The following is a 19,623-nucleotide window of genomic DNA, read 5'->3' on the forward strand; positions in this document are numbered from 1 at the left end:
CGCGATGACACGCCGACGCGGGATCAGACTGGCCGCGCGGGACGCGCTCCACGTCTTCGTGGAGGACACGGACCCCGAGGCTCCGCCGTCGACCATGGTGAGCTTCTACGTGTTCGACGCCCGGGGAGGCGAGGCTCCCATCCGCACACGTGGGGACGCCGTCACCTGGATCGGGGAGCGCCTGCATCGCACACCGGCGCTCACCCGACGCCTGCACCGCGTGCCGGCGAACCTCGACTTCCCGTACTGGGTCGAGACCGGCGTCGATCCGGACGATCACGTCCGGTACGAGACGATCGGACCGACCTCGCGCAGCGGGTTGCATCGGCTGCTCGCGTCGATGAAGGAACGCTGCCTCGATCTGTCCGCACCGCCGTGGGAAGTGCACGTCCTGACCGACATCCGCGGTGTCGAGGACCTTCCCGAGGGCGCCACCATCGTCGCGTTGCTCCTGCACCACTCGGTGACCGACGGGCTCGGAGCCGTCGAGATCGCTCGTGCACTGCTCGACGATCCGGCTGCCGCCCCTTCGACGGGAGGACGCGTCGTCGCCGTGCCGGGACCGGTCCGCGCGGCGGTCTCGCTGCCCTTCCGGTACGCGAGGATGCTCCCGGCTCTGGTCGCAGCACGTCGCGCTCGACGAGCACTGGGTGGTCTCACCGCATCGGGGGAGATCACCGCCCCCCGGCCGCAGCGTCCCCGCACCCGCTTCGACACCGACGCCGGCAGCGCCTGGCAGCTCGGCGTCGTCCGTATGCCGTTGCCGGAGGTGCGTGCCGTCGCGCGCGCCACGGATACCTCGGTGAACGACGTGATCCTGACGGTCGTCTCGGGCGGACTACGCGCCTACCTCGCGTCCTACGAGGAAATTCCCACCGATTCACCGGCGGCGATCGTTCCGGGATCCCTCCGGGACGGAGCGGGAGCGGAGTCGGAGAACAAGGTCACGCTCATGTATGTCGACCTGCACCTCGATCGGGCTGATCCGCGCGAGCGACTCCGCCGAGTCCACGAGTCGGCTGCTCTCGAGAAACAGCGCATCCGGCGTCCGGAGTCGGCTGCCTCCGTTGCGGCGGTGGATGCATCGCCCGCGTTCGACCTGGCGATGACGATCCGGAGAGCGCACCGCGGGCGGGTGGGGCCCACGGGAGACGTGGTGCCGCTGGCCAACACCACCGTGACGAATGTGCCGCGCGGGCCGGTCGAGGGCCTCCGATTCGGTGGCAGTCCCGCCGTCGAGGCGATCGGTACTCCGATGCTCAACCGGAACTACGGTCTCGTCCACTCCGTGACCTCGCTCGGCGAGGTTCTCACCTTGTCCTTTCTGGCCTCGGACTCTTGCATGCCCGACCCCGAGCAGTACGAGCGGCACCTCGCCGAAGCCTTCGCGGAACTATCCCGGGACTGCCTGCCTCCCGGCGCGCGGACGGTTTCCGGTACCGGCCGCGATTCGACGCCGGACGGGCGCCTGGAAGAATGAACGACGTGACTGCGACGATCCTGGACGGCAAAGCAACCCGCGACGAAATCTTCGAGGACCTGAAGGTCCGCGTGGATGCGCTGAAGGCCAAGGGCGTCACGCCCGGTCTCGGCACGATCCTCGTCGGCGACGATCCGGGATCCGCGGCCTATGTGCGCGGTAAGCACAACGACTGCGCGAAGGTCGGCATCACGTCGATCCGCAAGGATCTGCCCGCCGACATCACCCAGGAACAGCTGTTCGAGGCGATCGACGAGCTCAACGCCGACCCTGCCTGCACCGGCTACATAGTCCAGCTCCCGCTGCCGAAGCATCTCGACGAGAACGCGGCGCTCGAGCGCATGGATCCGGGCAAGGACGCCGACGGATTGCACCCGGTCAACCTCGGCCGGCTCGTGCTCGGCAAGGAGGCTCCGCTGCCCTGCACGCCGCGCGGCATCATCCACCTGCTGCGCCGCTACGACGTGGAGATCGCCGGCGCGCACGTGGTGGTGGTCGGTCGTGGCGTCACCGTCGGCCGCCCGATCGGTCTGCTGCTGACCCGTCGTTCGGAGAACGCGACGGTCACCCTCTGCCACACCGGCACTCGTGATCTCGCTGCAGAGGTGCGTCGCGCCGACATCATCGTCGCCGCCGCAGGTGTTCCCGGGCTGGTGACGGCGGACATGGTCAAGCCCGGCGCCGCTGTGCTGGACGTGGGTGTCTCCCGCACCGAGGACGGACTGCGCGGCGACGTCGCCGCGGACGTGCGCGAGGTCGCGGGCTTCGTGTCCCCGAACCCGGGTGGCGTCGGACCGCTCACCCGCGCCTTCCTGCTGACCAACGTCGTGGAGCGGGCCGAGCTGCTCGCGACCCGATAAGCGGGTCGACGACCCCGGGAGACGAGATGGCTCAGGCTATGCGATTCACGCGTCTGAACCTGCCGCTGCTCGCGGTCACCCTGGTGATCGCGGCAGCGGTGATCTTGGTGATCGCCGATCGGTGGCGACGCGGAGCGTTCGTCTTCGGCGGCGCCACCATCCTCGCCGGCCTGTTCCGCTGGGCTCTCGACGAGGACAAGGTCGGTGTCCTCGCGGTACGCGGCAAGGCGTTCGACGTCGCCTCGATGATGGTCGTCGGCGGAATCGTGGTGGCGCTCGCCGCGTCGATCGACCCGCTGGGAACCGACTAGCCCTCGGCGAGCTTCATCAGTTCGACGAGGAGCTTCGCGACCTCGTCGGCCTCGGTGAGGAATCCGTCGTGTCCGTCGCGGGAGACGAGCACACGCAGGTCGCCCGATCCCGGGAGCAGATCGGCGATCTCCTGCTGCAGGCGCAGCGGGTACAGGCGGTCGGAGTCGACGCCGGCGACGATCGTCGGGACCGGGGTGGACGCGAGTGCGGCCTCGACGCCGCCGCGTCCGCGCCCGACGTCGTGCCGGTTCATCACGTCGGACAACACCACGTAGGTACCGGGATCGAAACGCGCGACGAGCTTGCGCGCCTGGTGCTCGAGATAGCTCTGCACGGCGTACCGGCCGCCGCGCCACGGGTCCTCGTCGTCCTGGGGTAGATTCCCGAAGCGCGTGTCGAGTTCGAGTTCGGTCCGGTAGGTGAGGTGCGCGATGGTCCGGGCGATGGCGAGTCCGGCTTCGGGACGCCGCCCCGTGCCGTAGTAGTCGCCGCCCTGCCAGTCGGGGTCGGCCGTGATGGCAGCCATCTGCGCGGTCTGGGTGCCGATCTGGTCGGCGGTCGCGCGGGCACCGGTGGCGAGGACGAGCGACGCTCGCACCCGCTCCGGGTACGCGATGATCCACTCGAGGGTGCGCATGCCACCCATCGATCCGCCGGTCACGGCGGCGAGGACGTCGATGCCGAGCCTGTCGAGCAGCGCCACCTCGGCCGCCACCTGGTCGCGCACGGTGATCAGCGGGAAGCGGGATCCCCAGGCCTTGCCGTCGGGTGCGGTGCTGCCGGGGCCGGTGGTGCCGCGGCACCCGCCGAGAATGTTCGTCGAAACCACGCACCAGCGGTCGGTGTCGATCGGAGCACCGGGGCCGACCATGCCCGACCACCAGCCGGGGGACGGATGGTCCGGTCCGGCGGGGCCGGTGACGTGCGAGTCGCCGGTGAGGGCGTGTTCGACGAGCACCACGTTGTCGCGGGCGGGGGACAGTTCGCCCCACCTCTGCACGGCGACGGTGACGTTCGGCAGCGTCTCGCCGCTCTCGAGCGCGAGATCGCCGATGTCGATGGTGTCGAGGCGTCCGTCTGCCGGGGGCAGTTCGACGCGACGCCGCTCGGTGCCCGCCGTCAAGAGATGACCGCCTCGAGGCTCGCGGTGGGCTGGCAGCGCCGGCTGCGGATGTCGGTCATCGTGTCCTTCCGGCGGTGATGGGAGGTGTGATCGTGGCTTGGGTGCGACAGCACATCATCATCTCAGTCCTCCCGACAACAGGCTTGTCGGTGGGGTTCCACCGACCGTGTCATCACCCGGAGCACCCCACCCCGGTCGGAGGGTTGCCGGCCAGCAAGCCGGGGCTTGACGCTGGCACTCATGACTTTCCCGGCAGTCTAGCGACTCTCCGTTGCAGGGTCTTTATGCACCCTCTGAACATCCCTGACCAGCAGGAAAGTTACCGGTCGGTAGGGCGTGAGGGTGGAACGAGGCGCTTTGCGGTCGTCGGTAATAGCAGTACGCTTGTCATGTTTGGCCGCGGTTCAGGACGTGGACACGGCCATGCTCGCTGCTCGCGAGCCGACGGCGACCGCACCCACAAAGTGCGGTCGATTGGGGACCTACAGAAACGTCCTAGGAGGACACGAAACGCATATGTCCAAGATCAAGGTTGAAGGTAAGGTCGTCGAACTCGACGGCGACGAGATGACCCGCATCATCTGGCAGTTCATCAAGGACAAGCTGATCCACCCGTACCTGGACGTGGATCTCGAGTACTACGACCTCGGCGTGGAGAACCGCGACGCCACCGACGACCAGGTGACGGTCGATGCGGCGAACGCCATCAAGAAGCACAACGTCGGCGTCAAGTGCGCCACCATCACCCCCGACGAAGCGCGTGTCGAGGAGTTCGGCCTGAAGAAGATGTGGCGGTCGCCCAACGGCACCATCCGTAACATCCTCGGCGGCACCATCTTCCGCGCGCCCATCATCATCTCGAACGTGCCGCGTCTGGTTCCGGGCTGGACCAAGCCCGTCATCGTCGGCCGCCACGCGTTCGGCGACCAGTACCGCGCCACCGACTTCAAGGTCGACCGCCCGGGCACCGTCACCATCACCTTCACGCCCGAGGACGGCAGCGAGCCGATCCAGCACGAGGTCTGCCGGATCCCCGAGGACGGCGGCGTCGTCATGGGTATGTACAACTACAAGAAGTCCATCCAGGACTTCGCGCGCGCCTCGCTCTCGTACGGCCTGCAGCGCAACTACCCGGTCTACCTGTCGACCAAGAACACGATCCTGAAGGCCTACGACGGCATGTTCAAGGACGAGTTCCAGCGGATCTACGAGGAAGAGTTCAAGGCGGAGTTCGACGCCGCCGGTCTCACCTACGAGCACCGCCTCATCGACGACATGGTCGCATCGTCCCTCAAGTGGGAGGGCGGCTACGTCTGGGCCTGCAAGAACTACGACGGCGACGTCCAGTCCGACACCGTTGCCCAGGGCTACGGCTCGCTGGGGCTGATGACCTCCGTCCTGATGACCCCGGATGGCAAGACCGTCGAGGCGGAGGCCGCACACGGCACCGTCACGCGGCACTACCGCCAGCATCAGCAGGGCAAGCCGACGTCGACCAACCCGATCGCGTCGATCTTCGCCTGGACCCGCGGCCTCGAGCACCGCGGCAAGCTGGACAACACCCCCGAGGTCATCGAGTTCGCGCAGCAGCTCGAGGACGTCGTCATCAAGACCGTCGAAGCCGGTCAGATGACCAAGGACCTCGCACTGCTCGTCGGCCCGGAGCAGGGCTGGCTGACCACCGAGGAGTTCCTCGGCGCACTCGACGAGAACCTGCAGAAGGCTCGCGCCTGACCTTCGGCTCGTTTCTCGGCAGCACGAACACGGGACGCCCGCACCGGGCGTCCCGTGTCGTGTTTCCCGAGCACTCCGGGCACGGGCTACCGTTCCGTGTACCACTGTCAGTCGCATCACCGCCGTAGTGCCCGGGAGGAGGACGGCCGTGACCACCACTGGTGCCGACTCCGAAGGTCGCGGCGGGGCGCATGCCCGCCGGCGCTTCTGGACCCGGGTGTGGGCGCTGATGTTCGGCTCGGCGCTGGCCTACCTGCCCGTCGCGCTCGCGCCGAATCTGATCCACGCGATCGCCCGCCGCACCGACGAACTGGCCTACGACCGGTCCACGCCGGTGCGCAGCGGCGTGCTCACCACCCTCACGATGGGTGAGGCCGCCGCCGTCCTCGGGGTGCTCGCCGCCCTCGTCATCGCGCTCAATCTCATCGCGTGGTCGCTCGGACCGGTCATCGCCGCCGAGGGTTCGTCCCGATCGACCGAGGCGTTGCGCCTCGAGCACCTCGAACTGTGCGGGTCGGTCTTCGGAGTGGGAGCGACGATGACCTTCGTCGCAGCGCTGCTCGACGGTCTCCCGCACTCCGTGGATCTGGCGGCGCTGCTGCTGTTCCCGGCGGTCTTCGTGATCGTGGTACTCAGCCAGGACCTGTTCCTCGCGACCCAACGCGGCGTCGGTGCCCGCCGTCGTCTGCGCCGGGAGGCGTCGCTGCTGCGCCGACGTGAACTGCTCGCCACGGCGGCGAGGCTGCGACCGGGCGACCCGCGGGTCGCCGGCCACCCCTTCGCGGCGCTCGCCGTCGAACTCGCGGTCCTGGCCGTCGTCACGGTGGTGACGGGGCTCCTCATGATCGTGGTGTTCGACGACGAGTCGGGCTCCGGGCCCTTCCTGGATTCCTCGGACATGGTCTTCGTGGTGGTCACGTCCGCGATCACGATGTTCACGGCCGTCGTCCTCGTGCTGTGGACGGTCCGCTGCTGGTTGCTCCGCCGATACGTCGGCGCGGTCCTGGCCGCGGCGTTGGGTGGCACCCTCTACGTCGTGGTCGGTGCGGGAATCGTGTGGGCGGCACTCGACGAGGACGCCGTCGCCGAGGCGATCGCCTCCGCCGCCGTCCTGTACGCCTGGATAGTCCTGCCGGCCGCCGTCCTGCTCCTCGGCACCGTCGGGGTGGGCCGTCGGGGTCGCTTTCCGGGTGTCACTGCCGCCCTGCGCGCCGCGGTGCTGCGCGAGCGGTACCGGGTGCGGCGCGCCGAGCTCGACGGTGGTCGGAGAAACGGTCGAGCGGAGGGTTCCGTCCCGCCGCTCCGTCATCTGATCGTGCGGGCGCGCACCGTCGCCCGTGTCGCTCCGGCGGACCGGACATGACGACGGGGACGTCCTCCTCGGAGGACGGTCCCGTCGATCCACTCGTCTACCGGTGCGCGCCCACCGGATCGCGGTGCGTAGCGCGCTGCCGCTCCGTCTGCTCGGTCAGCAGGTGGCCGAACAGACCCCCGGCGCGCAGCCATTCCCACTCGAGGGGAGTGTCGATCCGGGAGAGCGCCGTGCCCTCCCACACGATCTCGCCTGCACGGCGGACCCGGACGGTGATCTCGGTGGTCGATCCGAGAGCGGCCAGTCCACCACCGTCGACTTGGGGAGCCCGGTGATCCCGACGAGTTCGCGCAGCGTCCGGATCGGGTGCTCGGCGTCGAATGCGTTGAGCAGATCGAACGCGCGGGCGACGCTCCGCACGCCGCCGTCGGCTCCAGCGACCGTCGATGCCTGTGTCATGCGAGTCACTCCAGGCCCACAGAACAGTCCGAACAATCCGCAGAATGGAACACATGAGTGTTTCCCCAGTAGATTTAACCGTGCAGTCGCCATCTCTGATGAGGTGGCTGATCTCCTGAAGCAGTAGTCGGGTGCTGAGCGCTCACACGCTCAGGAGCTTGGTCCCCTCCAACGACGAATTCAGATCATCGTTGAAATTCTTCACCGCCAGGCGCAAGACCAAACCGATCAGCAGGACCGGCAGAGTGAACAGCAGCAGGAAGCCTAGCGCCTTCCAGTAGTCGGCATCGTAAATTCCCGCGATAGCCGCGCGCACCGCTGTCGTGGCATGGGAGACCGGGACGAACGGGCTGATGTTCTGGAACCACTCCGGCAGGACCGCCAACGGATACGCACCCCCACCCGCGGAGATCTGCACGACCAGCAGGAGCACCCCTATTGCCTTACCCGCCTCGCCAAATGCAAGCACAAGCGTGTACGTGATGAGCGAGAAGACGAACGACATCACCCACCCGGCGAGGATCAACAGGAACGGGTGCGCCGGACGAACCCCGACGAAGCCGATAAGGCCCACGAAGAGGATCGTGCTCTGCAGAAGAGCCATCCCGCCGAAGATCGCGTAGTGGCCGAAATACTCCTGCCACGGCTTGAGCGGCTTATCGAGCGGTGGAAGCAACTCGCGCGAGACCTCGGTGCGGATGAGCACCGCGAGCAGCAGCGAACCCACCCAGAGCCCGAGGACCGTGTACAGCGGCGCCATCTGCGAACCGAAGTTGTCGACCTTGAACACCGGGATTTCCTTGAGGTTCACCGGAGAGGCGAGCTGGGAGGCGAACGTCGCCGGGTTCGAGCCGATGATCTCGGTCACCTTGCTGAGGTCACCGGTGTTCTCGGCACGCGCGAGGGCCGCCTCGAGATCGGCAAAGATATCCGAGGTCCCACGGAGATCGCTCGCGAGCAGCCGGACCGCGGTCTCCGCGTCGGAGAGGCCGGCACTCAGCGAACCCGCCCCGGAGGACAGCGACTGCTCCGCTGCTCGCAGATCCTGACCGATACCCGCGAAGTTCCCCTCCAATGTGGAGAGGTCGCCTGCGAGTCGGTCGAGCTTCGGCCGCAGGCTGTTGGTGTACTGGTCCCGCGCCCCGACGATCGCTGCCTGTACGGCATCCACGTCCCGCAGGATTGCGCTGCGCGCCGCGGCAACGTCACCCGTCGACTGGGGACCGGCCGCCGCCGCGTCGAGGCGCTGCTCGAGAGCCTCCTGACGGTCGACGATGCCAGCGACTCGATTGGCGAGAAGATTCACAGCGTCCCGGGTCACAGGGTCCAGACCTGCCGCCGATGCCTGGTCCCGCAACCGATCACGAAGCTGGGCGTACGACTCGGCCTGCTGCCCGACTATCCAGGAGGCCTGCGACAGCGTCGCCACGGACTGCGGCGACGGCGAGTTGCCCAAGATCCGGTCGACCTCGGCACGAAGAGCCTCGAAGCTTCCGGCGCTGGCGCTGAAGGCCTGCGAGAGTCGCTCGGACGTCGATGCGAGGACGTCCCGGGCGGAGGTGACGGCGCCGGCACCCTGTCCGATTGCTCCGGAGGTGTCCCGCACGGCATCGGACGATGCGGTGGCGAGCGAACCGGCGCTGGAGAGCAGACTGTCGGCAGACGAGAGCACCACTGCGAAGATGTCGGCAGTGCCGGCTGCCGAATTCAGCTGGGTGGAGATCCCGCCCACCGAAGCCTGCAGCCGGTCCAGAGTCTGCTGCGTCTCGGAGCCCTCGAGATAGGTGGCCAATGACGACACCAGCGCCAGGCCGACCTCGTTGAGGGTCTTGGTAAAGCTGGTGTTGATCTGCGTCGATACCTCCGTCGCGGCCTCGCCGGTGATCAGCGAGGAGAGTGCGTTCTTCTTCTCGTTGACGTAGAGGTCGATCTCCGCCGGCGAGGCGCCGGGGGCGATGAAGGTCAGCATCTTCTGGCTGAGGTCCTTCGGCAGCACGATCGCTGCGTAGTACTCCTCGGACTTGGTGCCCTCGATCGCTTCTTCCTCCGAGACGAACTGCCAGTCGATGTCGCTGTTGGCGCGCAGCTGCGAGACCACCTGGTCGCCCACGTTCACGCGCATCGGGAACAGGTCGCTCTCGAAACCCTCGTCGGCGCTGGCGACCGCAACCTTGAGGTTATTGACGTTGTCGAACGGGTCCCAGCTCGACAACACGTTGAACCACGCGAAGAAGGAGGGGATCAGTATGACGCCGACGAGCACCACCGCCGCGACCACGTTGCTGGTGGCCTGACGGAAGTCATGACGGATCAGGGTGATGATGTTGTTCACGCGTTCTGTCCCTGCTTCTCAAGCTGGTCGAGTCGGGCGTCCGACCTGATCGCGATATCTTCCTGTGCCAGAGCTCGCTTCAACGCATCGTCTGGAAGATCGCTGACCTCTGCGCCGTACAGGACGTTCTGGTTGATGTACTCGACCACCACGATCGAACCCATAACGAGAAGGCACAGGAGCCCCCACAGTCCGAGGACTGTGGCCTTCTCATCGGGGAAGACGGACCCGATCACGAAGAGAACCACGGCCCCGATCAGGCCGGCGAACAGTGCGGCGCGCTGCGCGGCCTTGTGGTTGGTGTCCAGCCAACGACGCTTGCGGGCGTTGTCCTCCCGGAACTTGTCCCGATCGGTCAGGGCCTGCACCAACTGGGTGAGCCTGTGACGGGAGCCGAGGATCTGCACGTCCTCGCTCAGGAACAGACCGGTATCGGCCAACTTGCTGTTGAACAATCGAGCGAAGTTGCCCAGCCGCTGGCGGAGGAACAGCCCGAGGATGAAGGCCAGCGCGGCCAAGAGTACGAGTACGGCCATGTACCGGAGGTAGTGCAAGCCGTAAAAGCCGCCGATGGTCTCGCGCAGCGCGTCGATCCCGTACGTGAACGGGAAGAACGGGAACAACGCCCGGAAGAAGTCCGGCATCATCTCGATCGGATAGATTCCTGAGGCGCCGGGAATCTGCATGATCACCAGCAACACGGCTATGCCCTTACCGATGTAGCCGAAGGACACCGAGAGCGCATAGATGATGGACATGTAGACGAGGCCGATGAACACCGCCGTGGCGACGAACACGACGGGGTTGACCGTCTGGACGCCGATCACCACATTGCCGATGCTCACCAGCAGCGCCTGGATGACGTTCATCACCGCGAACAGCAGCCAGCGCCCGAAGTACGCCTGCCGCACCGTCAGGCCCTCGACATCCTCGTCGTCGACCTCGAGCTTGAACAGCACCATCAACACGAACCCGGCGATCCACAGCGACAGGTTGGTGAACAGGGGCGCCATCGACGAGCCGTAGGCCGGCACCGGGAACAGGTCGTTCTCGTGGACCACCACGGGCCCCGCCATGAATTCGGCGATCGTGTCCGGGTCGAGCGAGGTCAGTGTGCTCACCTGGTTGAGGAGGTCCGTGGCACTGATCGCACTGAGGTCGGTCTGCAGGGCGATGAGATCCGATTGCACGTCCGCGAGGTTCCCGTCCAGCGACGACACTGCGGTGCCGGTCTCATCCATGACCGATTCCAGTTCGGTGAGCATGCCAACGGCCTCGCCCACGAGCACACGCTGCGAATCGAGCGCCGAGGAGAACGCCCCGACGGTCGCGGACAGCGACGACATGGACTGGTTGAGCCCCGGGAAGGTCCCCGACAACACACTCTGCAGCGCGCCGGAGGAACGCTGGGCGGCGGCCATGGCCTCCGACGCGGCGGCCGTCTGATCGGCCACCGTGGACACACCAGCCTGCGCGGCCTCCAGGGTCGCCAGGAGCTCCTGATCGCGGACCGTCTGCGCTTCGAGCGCGCCGATCACCTGGTTCAGCTGGTTCTTGAGCGGCAGCCCGTCAGGGGTGGCGGCGACGAGAGGAAGCATGGTGGCGAGTAGCGCCTGATTTGCGGTGATCACCGCCTGCACATCACGCTGAGCTGTGCTGAGAGCCGACCGGGCCGCGTCGGCGCCGACCGCGACCTGCCCGACGCTCTCGTTGAGGCGGGTGGTGGCGCCCGTGAGGTTCGCCGTGCCGGAGACGTAGGCGCCGGTCAGGGTGTCGGAGAACTTGACCAGGTCGCCCTGGACCTCGTTGACGAGGCCCTGCGCGTCGGAGACCGCTGCGGTGACGTCCCCGATGGCCGCGTCCACCCGCTCCAGGGCTCGCCTGGCATCGGTGAGCGCCGCCGCCCCGGGCTCGAGCGTGCCGTTCAACTCGGTCAGGGTCGTGCGGGTGGCCTGGACCGTCGCGAGGGCCTGGTCCAACGCGGTCAGCGTCTGGCTGCGCGAATCGACCAGCCAGTCTCCCGCATCGACCCCGGCCTGCTCGGCTTCCTTAGCGATGGTCTGTGCGACGGTGGAGACGAAGTTCGAGTTGATCTGCGTGTCGAGCGTGGACGCACCGACCTCGGTGATCTTCGGGGCGATCGCGTTGGCCTTCTCGTTGGTGTAGTACTCGAGTTCCGGCCGGACGAAGTCGCCGGTGACGATGGTGAGGAGGTTCTTGCTGAAATCGGGGGGCATGACGATCGCGGCGTAGCTCTCGCCGGACCTGACCGATTCCATGGCCGCGTCCTCATCCATGAACTGCCAGCCGAGCTGGTCGTTCGACTTGAGCTGGGCCACCACCTGCTCGCCGACGTTCACTTCACCGGTCAGCTCGGTACTGGCTCCCTCGTCCTGGTTGACGACGGCGACCTTGATGTGGTCCGCGTTCCCATACGGATCCCAGAACGCGATGATGTTGACCCAGGCGTAGAGCGAGGGCAGCACCAGCAGTCCGATGATGATCGCCCACGACTTCGGAGCCCGACGGATACGCGTGAGGTCACGACGAAGCACCTTGTAGGCGTTGCGCATGCACTTTCCCCGCTTAGCTGTATGGGCATTCATGGATCGCACCGTGGATAAGGGACTTCCCCCACTTCAGTTGACTCGTGGGGTTGAGCGGTTCAGGCCGCGTGTGCGGCCTGATTGGTTGTCTCGAACGGGTACTTGCCGGGCACGTCTGCGGTCGCCTCGATGATCGCTCGGCGAACACTGTCGCGGCGGAAGCGGGATGGACACCGCGGAATCACGACACCGGGAGCGGCTCCGGCGCCGATTTCCTGCGACCGAGGAAGACTGCAGACGCCAGGAGGAAGCACACTGCGCCGACGAACGTGCCCACGTTGGCCAAGTTGGGGTCGAGCGAGGTCCCGTGGTGCAGGACGAATGCTCCGACTGCGGAGATGCCGAACGCGATCGAACCGAGGGTGTTGAGCCAGACGCTCTGCCAGTCCCTCGACTTCGGTGCCCAGTAGGTTCCGGCTCTGAACAGAATGAGTACGGCGAGGGCGCTTGAAACGAGGAAGGCGATGGAGCCTTCCGCGTTCGGATTCCAGACCAGGTGCATCTCCCCTTTCACGGTGTGGGCGTGGAGTGCGGAGCCGGTGCTGATGTTGAACAGGATCGTCCCGAGTAGCTGGACTGCGGCAGCCAGCCACAGCGCGCGGACCGCGGGACGGCCGGCGTCGACGACGGTGGCCGGTTGACTCAACGTTAGCTGTAGGAACGCGGCTGCGGTGAAGAACCAGGATCCCGCGAAGAAGAAGACGTTCGCGAGCATGACCCCCGAAGACAGCAGACAGATACGGCGCCGAACCGAGCGCGAAGAGGGCGGAGCCGATCACGAAGCCCCAGGACTGCATTCGCAGTGTCCGGTGAATCAACATGCGCCGCATGATAGTTAGAATCCCAGATACTTTCAGCACGACACTCGGTCCATTTGTCGACACGACAACCTCGTGTGATTCGACGAATCGCGCCCCTCGGGTCGACACGGAACGGGTTGCCCGCGCCGTGGCGAGCAGGACGGCTTCCTCGGTGTTACGGTCGGCCCATGCCACCCAAATCGGACGCTGGTACTCGTTTGCTGTTCCGTAACGTTCGTGTATACGACGGCGTGTCGCCGTCACTCGTCACCGGTGACGTCCTGATCGACGGGGCGACCATCGCGGGGGTGTCCAGCTCCCCTGTCGGCGAAGATCCGAGCCGGGATACCATCGTCATCGACGGTGGAAATCGTGTCCTGATGCCGGGCATGAGTGACGCCCACGTGCATCTGGTCGGAAATGCCAACTCCTACGTCGACATGGTGGCGGGAACCGAATCCCACATCGCACTCAACGGTCTCGCCGAAGCCAAGAACATGCTGCACCGCGGATTCACCGCGGTGTGCGACATGGCCGGCGACACCGGGAGTATCAAGTCGGTGATCGACCGCGGACTCTTCGAGGGACCTCGCATCTATCCGTCGCAGGCCGCGATCTCCTAGACCGGCGGGCACGGCGACTTCGGATTCGTCTACGAGTGTCCGACAGCGCTCGGCGGAAATCAAAGTCGCGCAGAGGAAATCGGGTTCATGCGGGTGGCTGACGGGCCGGATCGCGTCCTCGCCGCCGTCCGTGAGCAGCTCAAGAAGGGCGCATCCCAGATCAAGGTGATGGTCGGCGGTGGTGCCGCGTCCATGTACGACCCGCTCTACACCGTCCAGTTCACCGATCCCGAACTTCGTGCGGCTGTGCACGCCGCCACCGACTACGGAACCTACGTCGCCACGCACGTCTACAACGTCACGGGCATCCGCCGGGCGGTCGCGGCAGGGGTGAAGTCGATCGAGCATGGCCACCTCGCCGACGAGGAGACCATCGCCCTGCTGGCGGAGAAGGATGTCTGGCTGTCGATGCAGCCGTTCGCGTTGGGAGATCACCACTACCCGGATCCGAACCGAGCCGACAAGGACAAGGAGATCTGCTCGGGAACGGACAACGTATACGAGTGGGCGCGCAAGCACGGCGTCAAGACCGCATGGGGCACTGATCTCCTGCTCGAACCTCAGCTTGCGCACCGGCAGAGTGAGATGGCAGCACGCCTCGGCGATCACTACAGCAACGCCGACGCCCTCCGGATGCTCACCTCGGGCAACGCCGAATTGTTCCGGCTCGCCGGCGAGCGAGATCCGTACCGGCAGGCCCCGTTCGGGGTGATCGCCGAGGGCGCGTGGGCGGACGTCCTGCTGGTCGACGGCAATCCACTCGAAGATCTCAGCTTGCTGGCCGACCCCGCGAAACACCTCTCCGTCATCGTCAAGAACGGCAACGTGGTCAAGAACCTTCTCCAGTAGCGCACGTTAACAGACATCCGATTCCGGGTGACGTGGCCGGAATCGGTCAGTGCGTTGTACCCGAATCCGGAGGTCGAGTTGGTCGACATGCAGTCCGAGAGTTGGCAGCCACCGCCGCCAATCGTCACGAACACCGCAGGAACCCTGGTATCAGCCCGCAGCATCGAACTGCACGGGCCGTGGGGGCACGTGTTCGGCCCACTCGACCTCGACATCGACCTCGGCGGGGTCAGCGTCATCGCCGCCCAGGCCGGTGCAGTCCGAACCGCACTGCTGATGGCACTGTGCGGCCGGATGCGACTCAATGCCGGTTCGTTGACCGTCCTCGGCAACGACAAGCAGACGACGGTGTTCGCGCAGTCGTCGATCGCGTGCGTGAACGAACTCGAAGAAGTACAGCCGTCCGTCACCGTCCGCTACCTGGTCACAGAACAGCTGCGCTGGGGATTCCCCGTGGTACCGGATGGTGCCCCGGGTGAAGGAATCCGGGCCGGCGGCATCTATCCGGTGCCGACCACCGCGAAACCATTCCAGTGCATCCACCCGTTCGACCCGATGACCTACACGGTGAACGGGCTCCGGCAGCCCACCGTCGCCGGTCACGTCGACTCCAGGCTGCGGATCGCGATCGCGGTACTCACCGGCATCCTCCTCGTCACGCTCACGGCCAGCGCCGTGTCCGTGCGACGCAACCGCCGCTACACGATGGAACGCCTCTACCCCCCGATCGAGGTCTGATCCACCCCGAACCGGCCACCCCCCGCTCGACCCGTACACGCCAAGGATCGTCCGTTCGACCCGGTGGAGGAACAGATGTCAGAACGCAACTCGGCCCCCGCGGAGACTCTCGCCCCGGCATACACCGGACGGCTCGGGACCGACCCGGTCCCCGCGCTCCGCCTTCCGAAGTCCGAAACCGACCCCGAGGCGGCCTACCGGTTCATTCACGACGAGCTGATGCTCGACGGCAGTTCACGGCTGAACCTGGCCACGTTCGTCACCACCTGGATGGACCCGCAGGCCGATCGTCTGATGGCCGAGACCTTCGACAAGAACATGATCGACAAGGACGAGTACCCGGCCACCGCGGAGATCGAGACCCGCTGCGTGAACATGGTGGCCGACCTGTTCCACGCGGAGAACCTCACCGCCGATCCCGCGTCGGCAACCGGTGTGTCGACCGTGGGATCGTCCGAGGCGGTGATGCTCGCAGGTCTGGCCCTGAAGTGGCAGTGGCGGCAGAAGCGTCAGGAGGCGGGAGAGGACGCCACCCGTCCGAACCTCATCCTCGGCAGCAACGTACAGGTCGTGTGGGAGAAGTTCTGCCGCTACTTCGACGTCGAACCGAAGTACCTGCCCATGGAGAAGGGGCGCTACGTCATCACCCCGGAACAGGTCCGGGATGCAGTCGACGAGAACACCATCGGTGTCGTCGCGATCCTCGGCACCACCTTCACCGGGGAGCTCGAACCCGTCGCCGAGATCGCCGAGGCGCTGGACGAGATCGCCGCCGCAGGCGGGCCCGACGTCCCGGTGCACGTGGACGCGGCGAGTGGTGGCTTTGTGGTTCCGTTCCTGCACCCGGAACTGCAGTGGGACTTCCGGATTCCCCGTGTGGTGTCGATCAACGTCAGCGGCCACAAGTACGGCATGACCTACCCGGGCATCGGATTCGTCGTCTGGCGCTCGAAGGAGCACCTGCCCGAGGACCTGGTGTTCCGGGTCAACTACCTCGGCGGAGACATGCCGACGTTCACCCTCAACTTCTCGCGCCCCGGAAACCAGGTCGTCGGCCAGTACTACAACTTCATCCGACTCGGTGTCGCCGGCTACACCGCGATCATGGAGTCCCTGCGCGACACCGCACTGATGCTCTCCGAACGGATCTCCAAGATCGACAACATGCATGTCATCACCGACGGCACCGCCATTCCCGTTCTGTCTTTCGAAATCGTCGACGACCCGGGATTCACCGTCTTCGACGTCTCACACGAACTGCGCGCCCGCGGATTCCAGGTCCCGGCCTACACGATGCCCGCGGATGCCGAGGACGTCGCGGTTCTGCGGATCGTGCTGCGCGAAGGCTTCAGTCGCGACCTGGCCGCCAAGCTGGCGGACGCCCTCGACAGCGTGACCGGGGAGCTGCGAGGCAAGAACACCGATCGACCGGCGAAGACGCACTTCGCCCACTGACCGTCGTGGGGGAAGCCGCGGTCCCGGCTTCCCCACGACCGATCCCGACAGATTGCGAGACGCAACGTGAAACGCGCCGCCGGCGAACTCATCGTGATAGACGGCCTGCCGAATCTCCGCGACATCGGTGGATGGCCGGTCTCCGACGGCAGCCACGTTCGTCGGGGTGCCCTGTACCGCTCGGTCGAACTCAACCGCCTCAGCGACGTCGGTGTCGCCGCGTCGCTGCGCTCGGCGTGCACACCGTGTTCGACCTGCGCACGGAGATGGAGCGGGCGGCGCAGCCGGACCGACTTCCCGAGGGCACCGCTCACGTGGTGGTCGACGTGCTCGCCGACGCCCCGACGGACGGGCGGAACAGCTACTCGCCGAAAGTTACCGCGACATAGTCGGATCCGACAGCGCACTGGCCGCATACCGGCATCTGTACACCGCGCTCGCCGACCCCGAGGTACGGCCGGCGCTCATCCACTGCACGACGGGCAAGGACCGGACCGGTTGGGCGGCAGCGGCCCGTCAAGGTCGCCCCACGCACGTACCGGAACTGGAAAACCGCTCCGCCGTCGGAACGGACCGTCGCCGACGCGCATGTCACGAATGCATTGCTCGGCACCGTCGGCGCCGCGGAGGGGCTGTACGGGCGCCGCAAGATGACCGTGCACCTGCGCAACCAGGGCCACGAGGTCGGCAAGCACACGGTGGATCGGTTGATGCGCGACGAGGGCCTGTCCGGTGTGACTCGTGGGCGCCGGGATCGGACTACGATCCCCGGCGGCCGGAAGGCAGATCGGGCGCCTGACCTGGTCGATCGTGACTTCACCGCCGAGGTGCCGAACCGGAAGTGGGTCACCGACTTCACCTAGTTTAATACTCTCGGGACGTTCCGCTGAATGAGAGAAATTGGTGAATGTGTTCCGTCTTGTGGAACTCGCGGTCGTGGGGTGAGCCACTCTCACGGCAGGCTCCTTCCACGGTGGAGCAGTGGCATCGCCGGCGTCGGCTACGGTGACCCGGTGCCTCTCGTGATCACCACCGTGAACGTCAACGGCGTGCGCGCAGCCGCAGCCAAGGGTCTCGTCGACTGGCTCGCCTCGTCGGCCGCCGACATCGTGTGCCTGCAGGAGGTGCGGGCCACCGAGAAGCAGTTCCACGCCGCGATCGCCCCGGCGCTGGAGGCCGGATGGCACTGTGTCGGCGCAGAGTCCTCGGCCAAGGGCCGCGCCGGGGTGGCGATCCTCTCGCGTGTCCCGGCGGACGCCGTCCGCGTCGGATTCGACGTCGACGAGTTCGCCTCGGCCGGCCGCTACATCGAGGCCGACTTCGGCGACGTCACGGTGGGAAGCCTCTACCTGCCGACCGGTGAAGCACAGACGCCGAAGCAGGACGAGAAGGAACACTTCATGAAGAGCTTCGCGACCTACCTCGCCGAACGGTACGCCGCGGTGACGGCCGCAGGTCGCGACATGGTGGTGTGCGGCGACTGGAACATCGCCCCTACCGAGCGAGACATCAAGAACTGGAAGGGCAACGTCAAGAAGTCCGGCTTCCTGCCCGAGGAGCGCGCGTGGGTCGGCGACCTCCTCGAGACCGGCTGGCGCGACGTGGTGCGCGACCTCCACGGCGACGTCGCGGGCCCCTATTCGTGGTGGTCGTACCGCGGCAAGGCATTCGACACCGACGCAGGCTGGCGCATCGACTACCACCTCGTGACCCCGGGCCTGGCGGCCCGCGCGAGCGAGGCCCGCGTCGAACGCGCAGCGAGCTACGACCAGCGCTGGTCCGACCATGCACCGGTGACCGTGACCTTCGATCGCTGACCGCTTCTGCGGATCGGCGCAGAAGTGCCCACCTCGGTCGCAGCGCGGCGTGGCCTGCGTGGAATCATCGACGGCATGTCGAGCACTGCAGAACAGAACGCCACGAAGCCGAAGGCCCGCCCCCGTGTGCTGTCCGGCATCCAGCCCACCTCGGATTCGTTCCACCTCGGGAACTTCCTCGGGGCACTGGCGCAGTGGGTTCCGGCGCAGGACGAGAACGACGCCTTCTACTTCATCCCCGATCTGCACGCGATCACCGTTCCGCACGAGCCGAAGCTGCTGCGCAAGCGAGTGCTCGTCTCCGTGGCGCAGTTGCTCGCGATCGGTATCGATCCGGAGAAGTCCGTGCTGTTCGTGCAGAGCCAGGTGCCCGAGCACGCCGAGCTCGCCTGGGTCCTGAGCTGCATCACCGGTTTCGGTGAGGCCAGCCGGATGACGCAGTTCAAGGACAAGTCGGCCAAGCAGGGCACCGAGCACGCCGGCGTCGGCCTGTTCACCTATCCGATCCTCATGGCCGCCGACATCCTGCTCTACCGCGCGAGCCACGTGCCGGTGGGGGAGGACCAGCGTCAGCACCTCGAACTCACGCGAGATCTCGCGCAGCGCTTCAACTCCCGCTTCGGCAAGACCTTCGTCGTCCCCGAGCCGACGATCGTGAAGGAGACCGCGAAGATCTACGACCTGCAGGATCCGACGTCGAAGATGAGCAAGTCCGCGGCGACCGACGCGGGCCTGATCAACCTGCTCGACGATCCGAAGGTCTCGGCGAAGAAGATCCGCTCCGCGGTGACCGACAACGAGCGTGAGATCCGTTTCGACCGCGAGAACAAGCCCGGAGTGTCGAACCTGCTCACCATCCAGTCGGCGCTGTCGGGTCGCAGCATCGACGAACTCGTCGCCGGCTACGAGGGCAAGGGTTACGGCGATCTGAAGGCCGACACCGCAGAGGTCCTCACCGAGTTCGTCACCCCGATCCGCACCAAGGTCGACGAGTACCTGGCCGACCCGGCCGAACTGAACCGCATTCTCGCGGGCGGCGCGGACCGCGCTCGCGAGGTCGCATCCCGCACCTTGGCGCAGGTCTATGACAAGGTGGGTTTCCTGCCGCGGACCTAGACGAAGG

13 protein-coding genes, 6 pseudogenes and 1 riboswitch are annotated in these 19,623 nt (G+C 66.5%); of the genes and pseudogenes, 13 read left to right on the forward strand and 6 right to left on the reverse strand.

Going from position 1 to position 19,623, the window contains the following annotated elements:
• The first annotated feature begins 4 nt into the window (after positions 1 to 4).
• The 3 genes from BLV31_RS09640 to BLV31_RS09650 are packed head-to-tail and all read left to right on the forward strand — an operon-like array spanning position 5 to position 2,651.
• A complete protein-coding gene (locus BLV31_RS09640) occupies positions 5 to 1,480 on the forward strand; it encodes a wax ester/triacylglycerol synthase domain-containing protein (protein ID WP_064060899.1) in 1,476 nt (491 codons plus the stop codon).
• Between the two features lie 5 nt (positions 1,481 to 1,485).
• Positions 1,486 to 2,340, forward strand: coding sequence for a bifunctional methylenetetrahydrofolate dehydrogenase/methenyltetrahydrofolate cyclohydrolase (locus BLV31_RS09645; RefSeq protein ID WP_006550113.1), 855 nt, complete (start codon positions 1,486 to 1,488; stop codon positions 2,338 to 2,340).
• 26 nt (positions 2,341 to 2,366) lie between these two features.
• A complete protein-coding gene (locus BLV31_RS09650; RefSeq protein ID WP_033097065.1) occupies positions 2,367 to 2,651 on the forward strand; it encodes a DUF3017 domain-containing protein in 285 nt (94 codons plus the stop codon).
• Here the strand turns inward: BLV31_RS09650 and metX are convergent.
• A complete protein-coding gene (gene metX, locus BLV31_RS09655; protein ID WP_024101561.1) occupies positions 2,648 to 3,775 on the reverse strand; it encodes a homoserine O-acetyltransferase MetX in 1,128 nt (375 codons plus the stop codon). The genes BLV31_RS09650 and metX overlap by 4 nt on opposite strands.
• A 134-nt stretch (positions 3,776 to 3,909) precedes the next feature.
• Positions 3,910 to 4,021: riboswitch (SAM riboswitch) on the reverse strand.
• A 270-nt stretch (positions 4,022 to 4,291) separates the two neighbouring features.
• Between metX and BLV31_RS09660 the strand changes: the two genes are divergently transcribed.
• Together BLV31_RS09660 and BLV31_RS09665 are read left to right on the forward strand one after the other, a co-directional pair.
• On the forward strand, positions 4,292 to 5,509 hold the full coding sequence (locus BLV31_RS09660; protein WP_016692844.1) for an NADP-dependent isocitrate dehydrogenase: 1,218 nt from the start codon (positions 4,292 to 4,294) through the stop codon (positions 5,507 to 5,509).
• 148 nt (positions 5,510 to 5,657) lie between these two features.
• Complete coding sequence (locus BLV31_RS09665; RefSeq protein ID WP_064060897.1) at positions 5,658 to 6,872, forward strand: hypothetical protein; 1,215 nt, start codon at positions 5,658 to 5,660, stop codon at positions 6,870 to 6,872.
• Between the two features lie 46 nt (positions 6,873 to 6,918).
• Here BLV31_RS09665 and BLV31_RS09670 read toward each other — a convergent pair whose 3' ends face one another.
• The 5 genes and pseudogenes from BLV31_RS09670 to BLV31_RS09690 all read right to left on the reverse strand — a co-directional run bounded on the left by BLV31_RS09670 (position 6,919) and on the right by BLV31_RS09690 (position 13,039).
• Complete coding sequence (locus BLV31_RS09670; protein ID WP_174556231.1) at positions 6,919 to 7,065, reverse strand: hypothetical protein; 147 nt, start codon at positions 7,063 to 7,065, stop codon at positions 6,919 to 6,921.
• A 113-nt stretch (positions 7,066 to 7,178) separates the two neighbouring features.
• Positions 7,179 to 7,373 (reverse strand): annotated as a pseudogene (locus BLV31_RS25820) (hypothetical protein); the annotation flags it as partial.
• A gap of 49 nt (positions 7,374 to 7,422) precedes the next feature.
• Positions 7,423 to 9,612: a YhgE/Pip domain-containing protein gene (locus BLV31_RS09680; RefSeq protein ID WP_064060896.1), complete on the reverse strand. Its 2,190-nt coding sequence runs from the start codon at positions 9,610 to 9,612 to the stop codon at positions 7,423 to 7,425.
• Entirely contained in the window at positions 9,609 to 12,185 is a 2,577-nt protein-coding gene (locus BLV31_RS09685; RefSeq protein ID WP_064060895.1) for a YhgE/Pip domain-containing protein, read from the reverse strand. The genes BLV31_RS09680 and BLV31_RS09685 overlap by 4 nt, the downstream gene beginning before the upstream one ends.
• Positions 12,186 to 12,399: 214 nt before the next feature.
• Positions 12,400 to 13,039, reverse strand: a pseudogene (locus BLV31_RS09690) (hypothetical protein).
• Between the two features lie 167 nt (positions 13,040 to 13,206).
• Between BLV31_RS09690 and BLV31_RS09695 the strand changes: the two are divergent.
• The 8 genes and pseudogenes from BLV31_RS09695 (at position 13,207) to trpS (ending at position 19,616) form a co-directional block, all read left to right on the forward strand.
• Positions 13,207 to 14,490: pseudogene (locus tag BLV31_RS09695) on the forward strand (metal-dependent hydrolase family protein).
• Between the two features lie 483 nt (positions 14,491 to 14,973).
• Positions 14,974 to 15,228, forward strand: a pseudogene (locus tag BLV31_RS09705) (hypothetical protein); the annotation flags it as partial.
• 75 nt (positions 15,229 to 15,303) lie between these two features.
• Complete coding sequence (gene gad, locus BLV31_RS09710) at positions 15,304 to 16,683, forward strand: glutamate decarboxylase (RefSeq protein WP_064060921.1); 1,380 nt, start codon at positions 15,304 to 15,306, stop codon at positions 16,681 to 16,683.
• 93 nt (positions 16,684 to 16,776) lie between these two features.
• Positions 16,777 to 16,845, forward strand: a pseudogene (locus BLV31_RS25825) (hypothetical protein); the annotation flags it as partial.
• Positions 16,846 to 16,894: 49 nt separating this feature from the next.
• Positions 16,895 to 17,134, forward strand: a pseudogene (locus BLV31_RS25830) (hypothetical protein); the annotation flags it as partial.
• 151 nt (positions 17,135 to 17,285) lie between these two features.
• Positions 17,286 to 17,546 (forward strand): IS3 family transposase, encoded by a 261-nt coding sequence (locus tag BLV31_RS24445; protein ID WP_052227244.1) that lies wholly within the window; start codon positions 17,286 to 17,288, stop codon positions 17,544 to 17,546.
• Between the two features lie 150 nt (positions 17,547 to 17,696).
• On the forward strand, positions 17,697 to 18,500 hold the full coding sequence (locus BLV31_RS09725; protein WP_019288552.1) for an exodeoxyribonuclease III: 804 nt from the start codon (positions 17,697 to 17,699) through the stop codon (positions 18,498 to 18,500).
• A 75-nt stretch (positions 18,501 to 18,575) separates the two neighbouring features.
• Positions 18,576 to 19,616 carry a tryptophan--tRNA ligase gene (gene trpS / locus BLV31_RS09730; protein ID WP_026061260.1) on the forward strand — a complete coding sequence of 347 codons (1,041 nt, stop codon included), beginning with the start codon at positions 18,576 to 18,578 and terminating at the stop codon, positions 19,614 to 19,616.
• The last annotated feature ends 7 nt before the right edge of the window (positions 19,617 to 19,623 follow it).

This window comes from Rhodococcus pyridinivorans (assembly GCF_900105195.1).
In the GTDB taxonomy this organism is placed as follows: domain Bacteria; phylum Actinomycetota; class Actinomycetes; order Mycobacteriales; family Mycobacteriaceae; genus Rhodococcus; species Rhodococcus pyridinivorans.

Excerpts from the sequence above, each read along its gene's own strand:
- BLV31_RS09640 (WP_064060899.1), top strand. The coding sequence starts at position 5 with ATGACACGCCGACGCGGGATCAGACTGGCCGCGCGGGACGCGCTCCAC.
- BLV31_RS09650 (WP_033097065.1), top strand. The coding sequence starts at position 2,367 with ATGGCTCAGGCTATGCGATTCACGCGTCTGAACCTGCCGCTGCTCGCG.
- BLV31_RS09660 (WP_016692844.1), top strand. The coding sequence starts at position 4,292 with ATGTCCAAGATCAAGGTTGAAGGTAAGGTCGTCGAACTCGACGGCGAC.
- BLV31_RS09685 (WP_064060895.1), bottom strand. The coding sequence starts at position 12,185 with ATGCGCAACGCCTACAAGGTGCTTCGTCGTGACCTCACGCGTATCCGT.
- gad (WP_064060921.1), top strand. The coding sequence starts at position 15,304 with ATGTCAGAACGCAACTCGGCCCCCGCGGAGACTCTCGCCCCGGCATAC.
- trpS (WP_026061260.1), top strand. The coding sequence starts at position 18,576 with ATGTCGAGCACTGCAGAACAGAACGCCACGAAGCCGAAGGCCCGCCCC.